General features: G+C 37.5%; 13 protein-coding genes. 7 read left to right on the forward strand and 6 right to left on the reverse strand.

Features of this window, described 5'->3' with window-relative positions:
• Window positions 1-16: 16 nt before the first annotated feature.
• The gene (locus ACFIKH_RS03905) at window positions 17-760 is read left to right on the forward strand and encodes a TlyA family RNA methyltransferase (protein ID WP_375625127.1); all 744 of its coding nucleotides are present in this window, start codon (window positions 17-19) and stop codon (window positions 758-760) included.
• Window positions 757-2,010, forward strand: coding sequence for a class I SAM-dependent RNA methyltransferase (locus ACFIKH_RS03910; RefSeq protein WP_375625700.1), 1,254 nt, complete (start codon window positions 757-759; stop codon window positions 2,008-2,010). Before ACFIKH_RS03905 ends, ACFIKH_RS03910 begins: the two co-directional genes overlap by 4 nt.
• Window positions 2,011-2,551: 541 nt before the next feature.
• On the opposite strand, the gene tldD is transcribed toward ACFIKH_RS03910, so the two are convergent.
• Both tldD and ACFIKH_RS03920 read right to left on the reverse strand, forming a co-directional pair.
• Entirely contained in the window at window positions 2,552-3,976 is a 1,425-nt protein-coding gene (tldD, locus tag ACFIKH_RS03915) for a metalloprotease TldD (protein ID WP_375625125.1), read from the reverse strand.
• Between the two features lie 109 nt (window positions 3,977-4,085).
• Entirely contained in the window at window positions 4,086-4,661 is a 576-nt protein-coding gene (locus ACFIKH_RS03920) for an invasion associated locus B family protein (protein WP_375625124.1), read from the reverse strand.
• Window positions 4,662-4,957: 296 nt separating this feature from the next.
• On the opposite strand from ACFIKH_RS03920, the gene cyoE reads away from it, so the two are divergent.
• The 4 genes from cyoE to rnhA all read left to right on the forward strand — a co-directional run bounded on the left by cyoE (window position 4,958) and on the right by rnhA (window position 8,563).
• Entirely contained in the window at window positions 4,958-5,893 is a 936-nt protein-coding gene (gene cyoE / locus ACFIKH_RS03925) for a heme o synthase (RefSeq protein ID WP_375625123.1), read from the forward strand.
• A 182-nt stretch (window positions 5,894-6,075) separates the two neighbouring features.
• Window positions 6,076-7,131 carry a 4-hydroxy-3-methylbut-2-enyl diphosphate reductase gene (gene ispH / locus ACFIKH_RS03930; RefSeq protein WP_375625122.1) on the forward strand — a complete coding sequence of 352 codons (1,056 nt, stop codon included), beginning with the start codon at window positions 6,076-6,078 and terminating at the stop codon, window positions 7,129-7,131.
• Window positions 7,131-8,090 carry a homoserine kinase gene (locus ACFIKH_RS03935; protein WP_375653207.1) on the forward strand — a complete coding sequence of 320 codons (960 nt, stop codon included), beginning with the start codon at window positions 7,131-7,133 and terminating at the stop codon, window positions 8,088-8,090. The genes ispH and ACFIKH_RS03935 overlap by 1 nt, the downstream gene beginning before the upstream one ends.
• Window positions 8,091-8,095: 5 nt before the next feature.
• Window positions 8,096-8,563, forward strand: coding sequence for a ribonuclease HI (rnhA, locus tag ACFIKH_RS03940; RefSeq protein ID WP_375625120.1), 468 nt, complete (start codon window positions 8,096-8,098; stop codon window positions 8,561-8,563).
• Window positions 8,564-8,587: 24 nt separating this feature from the next.
• Here rnhA and ACFIKH_RS03945 read toward each other — a convergent pair whose 3' ends face one another.
• Window positions 8,588-9,469 carry a protein-disulfide reductase DsbD domain-containing protein gene (locus ACFIKH_RS03945; RefSeq protein ID WP_375648100.1) on the reverse strand — a complete coding sequence of 294 codons (882 nt, stop codon included), beginning with the start codon at window positions 9,467-9,469 and terminating at the stop codon, window positions 8,588-8,590.
• Window positions 9,470-9,540: 71 nt separating this feature from the next.
• Between ACFIKH_RS03945 and ACFIKH_RS03950 the strand changes: the two genes are divergently transcribed.
• Window positions 9,541-10,125 carry a YqgE/AlgH family protein gene (locus tag ACFIKH_RS03950; RefSeq protein WP_375625118.1) on the forward strand — a complete coding sequence of 195 codons (585 nt, stop codon included), beginning with the start codon at window positions 9,541-9,543 and terminating at the stop codon, window positions 10,123-10,125.
• A gap of 42 nt (window positions 10,126-10,167) precedes the next feature.
• On the opposite strand, the gene ACFIKH_RS03955 is transcribed toward ACFIKH_RS03950, so the two are convergent.
• From ACFIKH_RS03955 to thrC, 3 genes are all read right to left on the reverse strand, one after another.
• The gene (locus ACFIKH_RS03955; protein WP_375671046.1) at window positions 10,168-13,053 is read right to left on the reverse strand and encodes an EAL domain-containing protein; all 2,886 of its coding nucleotides are present in this window, start codon (window positions 13,051-13,053) and stop codon (window positions 10,168-10,170) included.
• 400 nt (window positions 13,054-13,453) lie between these two features.
• The gene (locus ACFIKH_RS03960; protein WP_375671048.1) at window positions 13,454-14,728 is read right to left on the reverse strand and encodes a M16 family metallopeptidase; all 1,275 of its coding nucleotides are present in this window, start codon (window positions 14,726-14,728) and stop codon (window positions 13,454-13,456) included.
• Between the two features lie 83 nt (window positions 14,729-14,811).
• Window positions 14,812-16,209: a threonine synthase gene (gene thrC, locus ACFIKH_RS03965; protein ID WP_375671050.1), complete on the reverse strand. Its 1,398-nt coding sequence runs from the start codon at window positions 16,207-16,209 to the stop codon at window positions 14,812-14,814.
• Between the last annotated feature and the right edge of the window lie 175 nt (window positions 16,210-16,384).

A 16,384-nucleotide genomic window follows, 5' to 3' on the forward strand; every position in this document is an offset into this window, starting at 1 on the left:
AAAATTCGAGTATGATATGGCTGCCAGAAAAAGGCTCGATATTCTCTTAGTTGAAAAAAACTTTTTTACGACACGTTCACGCGCACGTGATGCTGTCATGCGTCAAACTGTTAAAGTTAACGGCGAAATCGTTTTTAAAGCTGGGCAAATTGTTTTTGGTGATGCAGAGATTGCTGTTTGTGATCCAGCGCAGAATTATGTTTCTCGGGCAGCGTTAAAATTGATTGCTGCACTTGATGCATTTCCGATTATAACAGATAAAGTGACGGCCATTGATGTTGGTGCATCAACAGGTGGTTTTACACAAGTTCTCTTAGAACGTGGATCGGCTCATGTAATTGCCGTTGATGTTGGGCATCATCAATTTGATAAACGTTTATTGGGCAACAGTGCTATAACGTTATTAGAAGGCTTGAATGTTAGAGATTTTCAACATAACCATTTAGGTGGGCGAGAAATTGATCTTATCGTTTCAGATGTTAGCTTTATTTCTCTCAAACTTGCATTGCCTCCCGTTTTGTCTTTAGCCAAGAAGGGCGCTCAAGCTGTTTTACTGGTAAAGCCTCAGTTTGAGGTTGGTCGTAAACACTTTAGTAAGAGGGGAATATTAAATCCATCAATAGCTAAAGAAACTGCTGAGGCGCTTTTTGTTTGGTTAAATACACAAACAGGGTGGAGCGCAAGAGGTTTAATTCCTTCCCCTATTACAGGTGGTGATGGCAACGTGGAATATTTACTATTCGGAGAAAAACAAGAGTGAGTGACAATGTCATAATCGACCATATCGGAGCAAATGGGTATGGTACTTCTAGGACGTCTCGCGGCTTCGTTTATGTTCCTTTTACTTTACCAGGAGAGTGTGCTGAAATTACTGTTCATGGAAAATATGCAACATGTATAGCATTAAAAGAAAAATCATTAGAACGCATTGATACTCTTTGTCAGCATTTTGGAGAATGTGGAGGGTGTACTCTTCAGCATTGGCATATGGATGCTTATCGCGTATGGAAACAACAATTGGTTGTTGATGCGCTTAAAAAGTATGGACTTAATAATGTTGTTGCGCCTTTAATAGAATGTAAACCTTATAGCCGACGGCGGATTACTCTAACAGCATCTATGACCCCACAGGGGCAAAAAGTTGGTTTTAACCGTTATCTCTCTCATGAGATTGTAGCTCTTGAGGAATGTCCAGTAAGCTGTCCAGAGCTTATTTCTCAGTTGCATAATATCAGAGAGCTCTGTGCTTTTCTAAGCAGCTCTGCCAAACGGTTTCATGTTACAATAACACGTGTTGAAAATGGTTTAGATGTTGCTTTAAGCGGTTGCATTGTACACCATGAATCACTTCGTCAGAAAATGATCAGTGCTGCTCTTTCATATGGGATTATACGTTTATCTGTTGATGGTGAAGTTTTGGTTGAACGAGAAAAACCAGAGATTTACTTTGGAGATGTCCGTGTTGAATTTCCTTCTGGTGGTTTTCTTCAAGCAACCTGCGAAGCTGAAAATATAATGGGCAATATTATTTTGACTCATTTAAAAAAAGCAAAGAATGCTGTTGATTTGTTTTCAGGGATAGGAACATTTACTTTGCGTATGGCAAAAAAGATGAATGTTCATGCAGTAGAAAATAATGAAGATGCATTAAGAAATCTAAATACAGCAGCACGTTTTGCGACTGGTTTAAAAACGGTCACTTGTGAAAAACGTGATCTTTTCCGACATCCCCTTTCTGTAAAGGAACTTGAGTGTTTTGAGAGTGTTGTTTTTGATCCTCCCCGTGCTGGTGCAGAGCAACAAGTACGTGAATTAGCTAAGACGACAGTATCACGTGTTGTGGCAATTTCCTGTAATCCTACTACATTTGCTCGTGATTTATCTCTTCTTGTTGCAGGGGGGTATACAGTAGAAAAAATCATACCGATTGATCAATTTTTATGGTCACCACATGTCGAAATTGTTGCTGTTTTGAGCAAAAAGAAAAAAAAGAAAGGTTGGAAGCTTTAGCTTAAAAATTTTTTAATGCCATGAAGATTTTTTTTAAAGTTTACTTGAGTATTATTATAAAATCTCTCCAAAAATTATCTATAATAATAACCTTTTTCTCGTTGAATTAAGAGCACTGAATGTAGAAAGTGTTTTTTATTTTGAACTTTTTATTATGAAATATAAAAGGCAAATTATCCCACACAAAAGACTAATGTATTAAGAAGAAGATGTGTCTGAACAAGCCGGTGCCAGTGTTATATTTGTCATCTTCCAATGTGGCTATAACTCTTGTTACTTGAGACGGTCCATAAGAGGAATCTTTGGTCCTTTCTTGTACAGGTTTTATTCATATGACTCTCCCCATCTGTAACGTACAAACGAATGATTTTGATTGATTCAATATGGAACAGATTTGAAATGAGAGAATCTTATGGTATTCAAGGTTCTAATTTAATATGAACAACGATAGATTATCTTTATAAATCAATGTATTGTAACCTCCTCACAAAATGGTCGTGATAGATGATAAGGAGGCAATATTGGGAAGGAATGAGAAAGCTTATTCTTTTATAAGCGCAGTTCCACCGATTGTCATATTATTGATTCGAAGATGAGGTTGACCAACACCAACAGGGACATTTTGGCCAGCTTTTCCACACATACCGATACCATTATCAAGTTTACTATCATTACCAATCATTGTAATACGTTTCATAGCATCCGGTCCATTTCCAATAAGAGTTGCGCCTCTGATTGGTGCTACAATTTTACCATTTTCTACTCGGTATGCTTCAGTACATTCAAAGACGAATTTTCCAGAAGTAATATCAACTTGTCCTCCACCAAATGAAACAGCATAGATACCATGTTTGAGTGAAGAAAGGATTTCTTCAGGTGTTTTATCTCCTCCTAGCATGATTGTATTGGTCATTCGTGGCATTGGTGCATAAGCATAAGATTCACGCCGTCCATTTCCAGTTGATTTACCTCCCATAAGCCGTGCATTAAGCCTGTCTTGCATAAAACCAACGAGCTTTCCATCTTCAATGAGAACGTTATATCCTGAAGGGGTCCCCTCATCATCGACAGTGAGAGAGCCACGGCATTGTGGAATTGTTCCATCATCAACAACTGTAACACCTTTTGCCGCAACTTGTTGTCCTAAAAGTCCAGCAAAAGCGGATGTTTTTTTACGGTTAAAGTCACCTTCTAAACCATGACCTACGGCTTCATGGAGCATAACGCCAGGCCATCCATTGGCTAAGACAACATCAAAAGATCCTGCAGGTGCTGCTTCTGCTTCTAAATTTGTTAAAGCCATACGTAAGGCTTCATCCGCAGCTTTTTTCCAATTGTCTTCATGAATAAATTGGTCAAATGCTTGTCGCCCTCCACATCCATAAAAACCATTTTCACGTCGATTGCCTTCAGCTGCGACCACAGATATAGAAAGTCGCACAAGGGGACGAATATCACGAACCAAATAACCATCTGCACGTAAAATTTCAACATGTTGTAGCGAGCCGGAAAGAGAAGCAGTCACTTGATGCAATTTATCATTTTTAGCACGTAAATAGGCATCAATTTTTTGCAAAAGAGCACTTTTTTCCTCAAATGATGGAGCATCAAGGGGATTATGCGGTTGATAAAGTTTTTTGTTTGTTTGTTGAGGTGCTATGCTATAAGTTCCCGCATGATTATTATAGGTAATAGCTTTAGCTGCTTCACTAGCACGTTTGAGTGCAGCAGCTGATAATTCACTAGAATATGCATATCCGGTAGCTTCTCCAGCAACGACACGCAGCCCAAACCCCATATCTTGATGGAAAGAGCCGTTTTTAAGCTGTCCATTATCAAATAAAAGAGCTTCGCTTTCTGTATACTCAAGGTAAAGCTCACCATCATCAGCATGATGAAGCGTTTCTTGTACAAGTGATTGCACTTTAGAGGAAGTAATATCAAAATGATCTATCAGCGATTTCATAAGAATTATCCTATTTTTATGGGAACTTAGAAGATTTTTATTAATCTAATTTAAGAAGCTTTCAAAATATACGATGAGATTTTAATCGTCTAAAGTGTATCGATTTCATTCATGTAGGTAAGGTTGCATAGGCGTCGGCAAGACCATGAAGGTCAACAAAACCTCCAATCCCTTGTTCAGGAGTTGTAAAGATAAAATAGGTTGCCATTTTTCCTTTTAAAAAGAGCTGCAATATGTCTTCTTTAAGAAAGGCTTCAGCAACACAATTATCACCAAGACAACGACGATATTCCATTCTGCCCATATTTTTATCGTCAATTTTAATTCCAACGCCAGGACGTAATTCAACGCGAATCGGAACAAAAACACGCATCAAAGCACCTTGCTTTTGAGGAAGTTTATAAAATGTAACACGCAAAGTAATATCATGACGACCTTGTGTATGAACGTTTTGTACAATTTCACACTGCATGTTAGGTGTACCTGGCGGTAGAGCACAAACTTTTGTCCATGCACCATAGGTTTGTGGAGCAGGGACATTTTGCGCATAAGGTGTTTGTGCAAATGCATGATTGATAAAACTACTATAAAGTGTGTAAAGAACAGCACCAATAAAAAAAGTTTTTTTGAGTAATTTATAAAGTATCACAGAAAATCCTACCCGACTCAACACACATACAACCATACATAGATTTACATAAAAAAATGAATTCCCCACATAAAAACTATAACACAAAATCAGTATTTACCCAAATATATTAATCCATAGGATATATTTTTATGATACATTTGTAATGTAGGAGAGAATGTTGATTGAAAAAATGTATTTTTGTTGCCAATATTCCATCTATTTTTAGGGGATACGTGCGAACGAGGTATTTCATATTTTCTCAAAAATACGATTGGTCTTAATTGATCATTTCCATACGCTAGATAATATTGGTTTGTGAATGACAGAAATGGAAAAGGGCTTTGAGCGGAATGTCAGTTTCAGGAGAGTTATCGGTTGTGAATGGTAAAGCAACACCACCAAGATCCGGTATTGGTGATTATATCACGTTATTAAAGCCACGTGTTATGTCTCTTGTGGTCTTTACGGCTCTGGTTGGTTTGCTTGTATCGCCTGTTCCTATCAATCCGTTGTATGGTTTTTTAGCGATTTTATGTATTGCCATTGGTGGTGGCGGTGCGGGAGCACTGAATATGTGGTATGATGCTGACATTGATGCCGTGATGGAACGGACCAAAAAGCGTCCTATTCCTATGGGTAAAATCAGTTCCCGAAAAGCATTTATTTTTGGCATAGTTCTTTCTATGCTTTCGGTATTGGTTATGGGGAGCTTCATTAATTGGTTTGCAGCATTTTTTCTTGCGTTTACGATTTTCTTTTATGTCGTTATTTATACAATTTGGTTAAAACGTATCACACCACAAAATATTGTTATTGGTGGTGCTTCTGGGGCTTTCCCACCAATGATTGGATGGTCCGTGACAACAGGGACAGTGAGTATTGATAGCTTTTTATTATTTTTAATCATTTTTATGTGGACCCCCCCTCATTTTTGGGCTCTTTCTTTATTTTCATCCCTTGATTATGAGGCTGCAGGTATTCCTATGATGCCTAATGTTCGAGGTGAACATTCAACAAAAAAGCAGATTTTATTTTATACTATTTTGATGGCATTGTGCGCTGCTGCTCCTTGCTTTACTGGTCTTGGCGGAATTTTTTATGGTATTTTTTCAACAATTTTAAGCATTATCTTTGTTTATTTTGCCTATCGTTTGTGGAAAGCTGATACACATAATGAAACTATTTTGATGGCAAAAAAACTGTTTTTCTTTTCGTTACTTTATTTGGCAGCTATCTTTGGAGTTCTTTTGATTGAATCTCTTGTTTGGTATTTTATCGCTCTTTAGGCAAATAAAATGAAAAAGCAAATTTAAAAAGAGCTTTGCTGCAAGAAAATCTCGTAAGAAAACACGATAGAGTGTGTTCTTATGCAAAAGATGCTATTGCCAGTTTTTTTACATTGCTTATTCGTGTATAATGATAAGTTGTTTGAATATATAGCTAAAACTATAGAGATTAAGGATGATTTATGTCTGGACTTCCCCCTTTAACGATACGTCTTTGTGGTCCACGTGGATTTTGTGCAGGGGTTGATCGTGCTATCCAGATTGTTCTCCTTGCATTAAAAAAATATGGTGTTCCAGTATATGTTCGTCATGAAATTGTACACAACCGCTACGTGGTTGAGGGATTACAGCAACGGGGAGCTATTTTTGTTGAAGAACTTGATGAGATTCCAGAAGAACATCGCAATCAACCGGTTGTTTTTTCTGCTCATGGTGTACCAAAATCTGTTTCAGAAGAAGCACGATGCTATAATTTGTTTTATCTCGATGCAACATGTCCGTTGGTCTCGAAAGTTCATAAACAAGCGATACGACATCAACGTCATGGTCGTCATGTTATATTGATTGGTCATGCTGGTCATCCTGAGGTGATAGGGACAATGGGACAGCTTGAAGAAGGGGCTGTGACGCTTATTGAAACGATAGAAGATGCTTTGCATTATCTCCCCAATGATCCAGATAAATTAGGATTTGTTACACAAACAACGCTTTCTGTTGAAGATACGGCAGGAATTCTCGATATATTACAACAACGTTTCCCTACATTAGCAGCCCCAGCGGCTGAGTCAATTTGCTATGCTACAACGAATCGACAAGATGCGGTTAAGGCAGCAGCAAAGGGGAGTGATTTGTTTTTGATTGTTGGAGCGCCAAATTCTTCTAATTCACGACGTTTAGTAGAGGTTGCCGAAAAGTCTGGTGCGCGGCAAGCTATTTTAGTTCAGCGCGCTGATGAAATTAATTTTGAAAACCTAAAAGCTCTTTCTATTGTCAGTCTTTCAGCAGGGGCTTCGGCTCCTGAAATTATTATTGATGAAATTATTTCAGCGTTTCGTGAGCGTTATAATGTCACAATAGAATTAGCTGAAACAGCAGTAGAAACGGAAAAATTTTTAGTGAGTCGCGAATTACGTGACGTCATTTTAACGTCGCAAGATATGGCTTTCGTCAATGGTCAAGCAAATAATGCAAAAAATGAAAATCAGAATACAGACATGTCTACAACGAAAGCAGAATAATGGCCGTTTATACAGATATTCATTCAAATGATTTAAAAGTGTTTTTAACACGTTATGCAATAGGGTCACTTTTGTCTTATCAAGGTATAGAGGAGGGGATTGAAAATTCTAATTTTCTGTTAGAGACAACACAAGGGCGATTTATTTTAACACTTTATGAAAAGCGTATTTCAAAAGATGATTTACCTTTTTTTTGTCGCTTGATGCAGCATTTAGGACAGCGTGGAATGCCTTGCCCTCAACCTGTTATTCAAAATGATGGAATGATGATCTGTGAATTAGCAGGACGCCCTGCTGCTATTATTACTTTTCTGGAAGGAGAGTGGGTCCGCCAGCCCACTATAGATCATTGTGGCGAAGTGGGGATGGGGTTAGCACAATTACATTTAGCAGGACAGGATTTTACACTTAGTCGTAAAAATACTCTTTCTGTTATGGATTGGCAGGTATTGTGGCAACGTTGTCAAACAAAAGAAGATGCATTATTAAAAGAATTTGGGCAAAAAATTGAGTTAGAATTAGCTTTTTTACAGGAAAATTGGCCGCTCAATTTACCAATAGGCATTATTCATGCAGATTTATTTAATGATAACGTCTTTTTTGTGAATCATCGTCTTTCTGGGATAATAGATTTCTATTTTGCTTGTAATGACTTTTTTGCTTATGATTTAGCGATCTGTTTAAATGCTTGGTGCTTTGAGCTTGATCATTCTTATAATCTGGCCAAAGCACGTAAGTTATTGGAAAATTATCAAAAAATAAGACCATTGATCCCTTTAGAATTGGACAAGATTGTTTTGTTAGCTCGTGGTGCGTCTTTACGTTTCTTACTCACACGTCTTTATGATTGGTTTAATACACCGCCTAATAGCTTTGTTATTAAGAAAGATCCATGGGAGTATTGGCACAAGCTTTGTTTTTTCAGTAATGTAAATTCGCTAAGTGAATTAGGTTTTTAAATTTTATGGCAACTCAACAAAAAGTCGTTGAAATTTATACAGATGGTGCTTGCTCAGGGAATCCTGGAATTGGAGGATGGGGAGCAATTTTACGCTGGAATGGTCATGAACGTGAGCTTTATGGCGGTAAGGTCCATACGACAAACAATCAAATGGAACTCATGGCGGCAATTTGTGCATTAAAGGCACTTAAAGAGCCCTGTTTGGTCGACCTTTATACAGACTCAGTTTATGTGCGTAACGGTATATCTAAGTGGATTGAAGATTGGAAAAAGAATAATTGGCGCACTGCATCAAAAAATCCTGTTAAAAATATGGAGCTATGGCAAGCTCTTGAGGATGCTTGTTCTTGTCATACAGTCAGATGGCACTGGGTAAAAGGACATGCGGGACATCCAGAAAATGAACGCGCAGATGCCCTTGCTCGCAAAGCAATTTCTCAATATCGCGAAAATGGATGTTTTCCAGCATAATTACTGTTTGAGAGTTTTTTTCTTTTATCGCGGAGTCGCAAGAGGGGTTGGCTGCGTATGGAATATGAATGTTCCACTTAAGGCGTAATCTTTAAAAGAAACTGTATAAAAAATTTTTTGGTTTATTTCTTCTGGTGCGAAATAGAGTGGAGCACTGAAGAGTGTATATTCTGCGTTATCACTGACTTTTTTTGCTGCTCCAATTTGCATTTCTCCTCCATCTAAAAAGAGAGAGGAAGGAGTGGTCTTGTTGTTATTTTGTATTTTTATAAGAAGGGTACTGTTATTTTTTTCGGCACTTATTTTTAGTGCATTCTGCATCATGCGGGGCAAAGAATCTTGGGCATTTTTTAAGAAGGAAGCAGGAAGATGTTTATTTTTAAGAGCAGATGGGGAAAAATCAAAGTTAACAGTAAATGGAAGACAGATTTTATTACATAATCCAAGGGTGAAAGCACCACTTAAATTTTTGCTTGAACCAGAAAGATTGAAGGGCAATATTACTTTATCTTTATAGCCTAATGACCAATCATTTTCTGTTTCAAAAAGCTGTGGGGTAGGATAAAAGATTTCATAAGAAACCTGTTGGTTGAAATTAAAAAACGGTGCCATGCCAGAATTACCTGGATTACGCCAGTAAGTTTTCCATCCTGGTTTAAGCACAATCTCAATAATGCCTTCTCTTATTCCAGAAAGAGAAGGTTCGGTGATTGCTAATCGGATACGACCACCATCTGATTCATACCAAGATGTTGCGAAAAGCTGGAGTTTTTGTTCTTTTTGAGCATTTACAGGAATGTTAAGTAATTCTAAAACTATAAATGTTAAGCTTAAAGTAACTAAAAGATTTTTATAAAAGAAAGTTGCGATATTTTGTAAATTTGTAAATATATGACTTTTTTTCATTGGATTTTTATTTTCCTAGTGTACTAAATGAACAAACTTTTATCATGTAAATTATGGAGAATAACAAATTAATGAAGCGGTGTAATGGCTTTTTAGGTGGACAATTACTCATAGCAATGCCTGGGATGAATGACAAACGCTTTATTCGTTCTGTTATTTACATTTGCGCGCATTCTGATGCTGGTGCGATGGGCATTATTCTCAATCAATTGCATCATATTGATTTTCCAGATCTTTTGCTTCACTTGGGAGTCATAGACAGGGGCCAAAAAAAAAGTCTTTCTGAACCAATAAAACAGTTTCCAGTTCGCTATGGTGGTCCTGTTGACCCTTCGCGTGGTTTTGTCCTTCATTCAGATGATTATGCTTGTGAAGAAACTGTTTTTATTGCAGATAAGGTCTGTTTTACTGCGACTATTGATATATTAAAAGCGATCAGTTGCGAACAAGGTCCGCAACATGCACTGGTAGCGTTAGGTTATGCTGGATGGAAAGCGGGGCAACTTGAGGCAGAAATTTCTACAAATGGTTGGCTAATCAGTTCTACATCACCTAGTTTTCTTTTTGAAAGTGATTTAAGCTGCAAGTATGATAAAAGTTTAACACGCATGGGTATCGATCCAACTTATCTTGCTTCTGAAATGGGACACGCGTAGAGTTTTTTCTAAGCTTTTTAACTTTACACGTTATTTTATCCCTTATGTTTTTATTTTATAAGGGAAATGGCTTTGAACGAGCGTAATTAATTCTTCTATGGCAATCGGTTTCGTTACAAGTGTGCTTTGAACATATTTACAGCCTTCTTGACGGAGGAAGATTGCTTCTTTTTCATTTTCAACACCTTCTGCGATAATTTGCAAATTAAGATCTGTTGCCATATTAATGATAGACTTAAGAACAATTTTCTTCTTAAGGGAGTCGATTGAAATAAGTGAACGATCAAGTTTAACCATATCAAATGGATAACGTACGAGATAGGTCAGAGACGAATAACCTGTTCCAAAATTATCGAGTGCGAGATTCATTCCAAGTGTTTTAATTTGTTCGAGAAAGTGCGCTGATTGTTCAGGATTATTTCTTAAGACAAATTCAGATATTTCAATCATCAAACGCCCTTTGTGGAGCGGATGACGAAGCAGAGCGGCGCGCAATTGACTAATAAAACGAGGATGAATCATTTCTGCGCTTGGTAAATTAATTGAAATAAAGAAAGATTGTTGGGAAAACTTTTCTTGTACATTTATAAGATCGATAATGGCACTATCGATGATAAATTGTGACAAATTCATAACAATTTGTTCGTTTTCTACGATTTTTATAAAATCAGAGACATTTAAATTTCCATAAGTGGGATGATGCCATTCTACAATTGTTTCAAAACCAATAATATGTCCGTCTGATAAATTAAGAATAGGATGGTAGAGGATTTTTATCTCATTACGTTTTATGGCATAATGAACATCTTTTTCCAGAGTATTATGTTCGAGACCCAAAGTGCGAAAATTAGGACGAAAAGGTTCTATATGGTTTCCACCCATTTGTTTTGCGCGAATCATCGCTAATTCACTGTCATTAAAAATATCTTTAGCTGTCGATCGGCTTTCACTCCATGTAACCAATCCGATAGACGTTGAAAGAATTATTTTGTTTTCTGAAAGTGAAATAGGTGCTGAAATTGTTTTGTGCAAATGATCTGCAAATGCTGCAATTTTTTGTGGTTCAGTTTCACTGAGTAAAATAATTGCAAAGCGGTCTGCTGAAAGTCGCGACAAGGTGTCTTGAAAGTTAATGAGACGGTTTAAACGACGTGCGATTATAAGCAGTACAGTATCCCCAACTGCTATGCCTAATTTGCGATTAATTTTGCGAAAATTGTCCAAATCAATCATAAAGACAGTCGGTCTAATTTTGATATTTGCTTTCGCCAAAGAGGTATAATTTTGTAGTCTATCGAAGAAAATTTGTTGGTTAGGAAGGCCGGTTAAGCTGTCGTGGATTGCATCATGCAATAAGCGTTCTTCGGATTTTTTATGGTTAGTAATATTGACAATGGTTCCAATGACACGTGTGATTTTCCCATCTTTTTGCATAGCCGGGCGTGCACGAAGAGAAAACCAATGATAATAACCACCACCGGAAGAAAGCCGAAAAATTTGATCAATGCGCCCTTTTTTATTTTTAAGAATGATATCTAATACGCCTTGAAAGCGTTCACGATCATCATGGTGCAAGGCTGAAATCCAGTTGCGCATAGGTCCATTGAGGTTATGAATTTCAGTACCAAAAAGGGTAGCCATGTTTGGATGTACAACAATACGGTCACGCTCAATATTCCAATCCCAAATAATATTTCCAGCTCCCTTTGCTGCGAGTACTTGTTGTTCAAGATCGGAAAATATTCCTTCATGGAAAGCGTCATTAGAAAAAGTTTGTTGCAGGACAGTAAAGCTGATGAGAAGAACAATGAGCACTAATCCCCCCGCTAATGCCGGCTGGATAATATCATTGTTTAAATATCCAGCTATGCAGGCATAGGCTCCAACACACCAAAAGCTAATGAGCAACCATGTTGGAATAAGCATAATGGCGCGGTCATAGCTTCTGATCGAGAAATAGATGATTAATATTATACCAAGCACAGCGGTAAGGCCAAAAGACAAACGCGCAATTCCAGCTGCTCTGATTGGATCATAAATAGCAAAGGCTCCTAGACTGCAAAAGGCAATGGTCCAAGCGATAGCACCGTAACTAAAATGATAATGCCAGCGGTTAAGGCTGAGATAGGTAAAAAGAAAAATGAAGAGTGTAGCAGTAAGTGCTACTTCTGTACTAGCACGCCAGATTGGTTGTGTTGTGAGTGTAACTGCAAAGAATTTATTTAAAAAGTTGAAGTCAATACCAATATAAAAAAGCACTGCCCAAGCAACAGCAGCTGTTGCAGGAAACAGTCCTGTTCCACGGACAACAAAGAGTACAGTTAACAAAAGCGCTAAGAGACCTGATATCCCAAGAAGAATACCATGATAAAGCGTATAAGAATTAATTGCATCTTTATAAGCTTCAGGTTGCCATAAATAGATTTGCGGTAGATTTGCAGAGTTAAGTTCGGCCACAAATGTAACAACAGCACCAGGGTTAAGGGTAATACGAAAGATATCAGAGTTTGCACTAAGTTGACGATCGAGGGAAAAACCTTCGCTTGGCGTTATGGATTGAATCCTTGCTGATCCAAGGTCTGGCCAAAAAAATCCAGAACGCGCCATGCGGTAGTGGGGGGCAACGATGAGACGATCGATTTGTTCATCTGTTGGATTTGCAAGAGAAAAAACTGCCCAATTTCCGGAAAATTTTTCATTTTTTGCCTGCACTTCAATACGCCAAACAATACCATCTGGTCCTGGCGCTGTACTTGTTTGAAAAATAGAGCTGTTTGTATGGTGAATTTCAATTGCTTGTGAGAGATCAAGAGCAGCATCCTGAGAAGAAATTTTAACTGGCTCAATTGCTTGTGCTGATGTAAGATGGACAAGAGAACTAACGACTACAATGAAAATGATGTCAATTATTTTACGCAAACTCTTCACAATGTCCCACTCTCAATATTTTAGGATGTTTAACTTTCATTTCGATTTTTGAGAAAAAACGTCCACCTTTTATAATTTATTTACATAATAAATTGTTATCACTTTTTCTTAAGTTATGTGGTTTTATATACAAATAGACCACATGTCCATTTGCTTCAATGGAACTTGAAGCGAATGAAGTTTTATATTTTAAAAGGGCAAAGTTAAACCATGAATTTCCAGATTTCACGGATATACCTTCACTCATTAGAATCTTTATCACATGAAGTATGAATTGGGTAGTTTTGTACGCTTCTTTGCCCAATATTTCCAAAACTTATTTAATGAGAAGAGCTTTTGTGGTAAATTTTACGATAAAATATGTGTATGTTATTGTGATGCTGTTTTGAAAAGAAGTTTTTTACTTTAGCTTGGATGAAAGAGTTGACGTTAAATCATCAAAATTTATGAGGGGTCCTACAGGTCCGACAGCAGTTAGTGTTGGAGTGGAATTTGTAAAAAGACGATGTGCTAAGTCAGTTAATCTTTTAGGAGTGATGAGATTGAGGCGTTCAATTGTTTCCGATATTGGAATTGGTCGACCATAAAGGAGTATTTGGCGAGCAATGAGATGTGCTTGACTAGAGGGATTTTCCTGTGACATTGTCAGATTCGCACGATATTGCGTTTGTGCTCGTTGCAGTTCATTGGCGTGAATGTTTTTACTGACCTTGGAAAGTTCATCAAGAATCACGGGAATAAGTTCTTTGAGCCCTTCTTGTCCGGTAGCTGCGTGAACACCAAAAAGCCCAGTATCTGAAAATCCCCAATGAAAAGCATAAATAGAATAGCATAATCCACGTTTCTCTCTTACCTCTTGAAAAAGACGTGAAGACATACCACCACCAAGAATGATTGAAAGAATTTGGGCCGCATAAAAATCACGCGCGTGATAAGCACGCCCTTCAAACCCGAGAACAACTTGTGTATCCATTAAATCGCGATATTCACGAAAGTCGCCACCGACATAATTTGCAAGATTAGTAAGAGGTGCGGTTGAATGGGAGCGAAAAGTACCAAGACGACTTTCAACTTCTCGCAAGAAACTTTCGTGTTTTACAGCTCCTGCAGCAACGACAATCATACGATCTGCACTATATTGTTTATTGATGAAATCATGGAGATCAGTAGATGTAAATGATTGAATAGTTTTAGCTGTTCCTAAAATAGAGCGTCCAAGGGATTGATGACGAAAGGCTGTTTCTGTAAAGTGATCAAAAACAATATCATCAGGAGTGTCATGAGCGGCACCAATTTCCTGAAATATTACTTGTTTTTCTCGTTCTAGTTCATCGTCGTCAAATTTTGAATGCATTAAAATATCGGCTAAAATGTCTATAGCAAGTGGGATATCGCTTTTAAGTACACGTGCAAAGTAAGCTGTTGTTTCAATACTGGTTGTGGCATTGATTTCACCGCCAACATCTTCAATATCGGTTGCAATTTGAAAAGCAGTGCGGTTTTCGGTTCCTTTAAAAGCCATATGCTCAAGAAGATGAGCAATACCATGCTGTGTAGAGGTTTCATTGCGTGAGCCCACTTTAACCCATATTCCGAGGGCAACACTATCAATTTGTTGCATTGTATGTGTGGCGATAGTCAAGCCATTACTAAGGCGACATATATCTACATCCATGTATTTACAACTCCATTAAATAAGCTAAATACCTCATTGTAAGGGTATTAGAATATTCTTGATTTAAATTAATGCAGCTAACTTTAATAAGATGCACGCGATTTTAAAGAAATATAATCTTTTACTATTTTTTCATCATTAGCAAGACTTATAAAGTGTTCTTCGCGTTTCATTACATCATTGAGATGAGATGGCCATGGGGCATGAAGTCCACAAGCACTTTTAATAGTATCAGGAAATTTAGCTGGATGAGCCGTGGCAAGGACGATCATTGGAATATGCGGTTTTTTGTTTTTACGCGCTACTTGAAGAGCGACGGCTGTATGTGGATCAACAAGATAGCCACTTTCCTTATAGACACTATCAATTGTTTGAGCTGTTGCAGCCATGTTGCTTTTCCCAGCGGAAAATAGGGAACGAATATTTTTGAGTTGCTTTTCATCAAGAGTAAAACGTCCTGATTGTTTCAAGTTGTCCATTGCATTGCGAATCCACATTGGATCACGATTGCCACTTTCAAAGAGCAAACGTTCAAAATTAGAAGAGACCTGAATATCCATAGAAGGTGATGTTGTATGAACTATTGGTTGTGTTTCGTAAATACCACTGGTCAATGTACGTGCAAGGATGTCATTATCATTCGTTGCGATGACCAGTTGAGCAATGGGTAATCCCATACGGGCTGCAACATAACCTGCAAAAATATCACCAAAATTTCCAGTAGGAACAGTAAATGAAACAGCTCTATCAGGAGCTCCTAAGGAAAGCGCAGATGAAAAATAGTAAACAATTTGCGCCATGATACGTGCCCAATTTATAGAATTAACACCTGAAAGCGCTCTTTTTTTACGAAAATTGTGGTCATTAAACATTGCTTTGACAAGAGCTTGGCAATTATCAAAATTTCCTTCAATTGCAATGGCATGAACATTTGAACATTGATTGGTTGTCATTTGCCGTTGTTGAACAGGTGATACACGTCCTTTGGGAAATAAAATAAAAATATCTGAGTGTTCTTTTCCAGCAAAAGCTTGTATCGCAGCCCCTCCTGTATCACCTGATGTTGCAGCAATAATCGTTGCAGATCTATTTTTTTTAGTCAAAACATAATCCATCAGCCGAGAAAGAAACTGCATTGCAACATCTTTAAAAGCTAAAGTAGGACCATGAAAGAGTTCAAGGATAAATTCATCTGCTCCAGTTTGTCGTAACGGACAGATTGCTGGATGGTGAAAGGTTGCATAAGATTCAGCGATCATATTTTCAAAAGCTGTATATTCGATTTCGTTATTTACAAAGGGCCACAGAATAGTTTTAGCAATTGTTGTATAGGACTGACCACGAAGTGCTCGTAACGCATCAAATGAGAGCTGAGGAAATTTATCTGGCAGATAAAGCCCCCCATCACTTGCCAACCCTGTCATGATCGTTTCCGTAAAGCTTAAAGCAGGAGCTTCACCTCTCGTGCTGATATATTCCATAAGTCTTGTCCTTTTTTATTTCTGGAAAATTGGTGAAGTTATTTATTTCACGTTTTTCATAATATTTAAATTATTAAATGGATAGTTTTTTTACTCAATAATGAAAGGCAATAGTCTAAAGCATTTTTATTTTTGAGATATAAACGTCAAAAGTTCACAGAAAATCTGTTAAAGT

This window comes from Bartonella sp. SD1336NMGDW (assembly GCF_042193565.1).
Lineage (GTDB): Bacteria > Pseudomonadota > Alphaproteobacteria > Rhizobiales > Rhizobiaceae > Bartonella > Bartonella grahamii.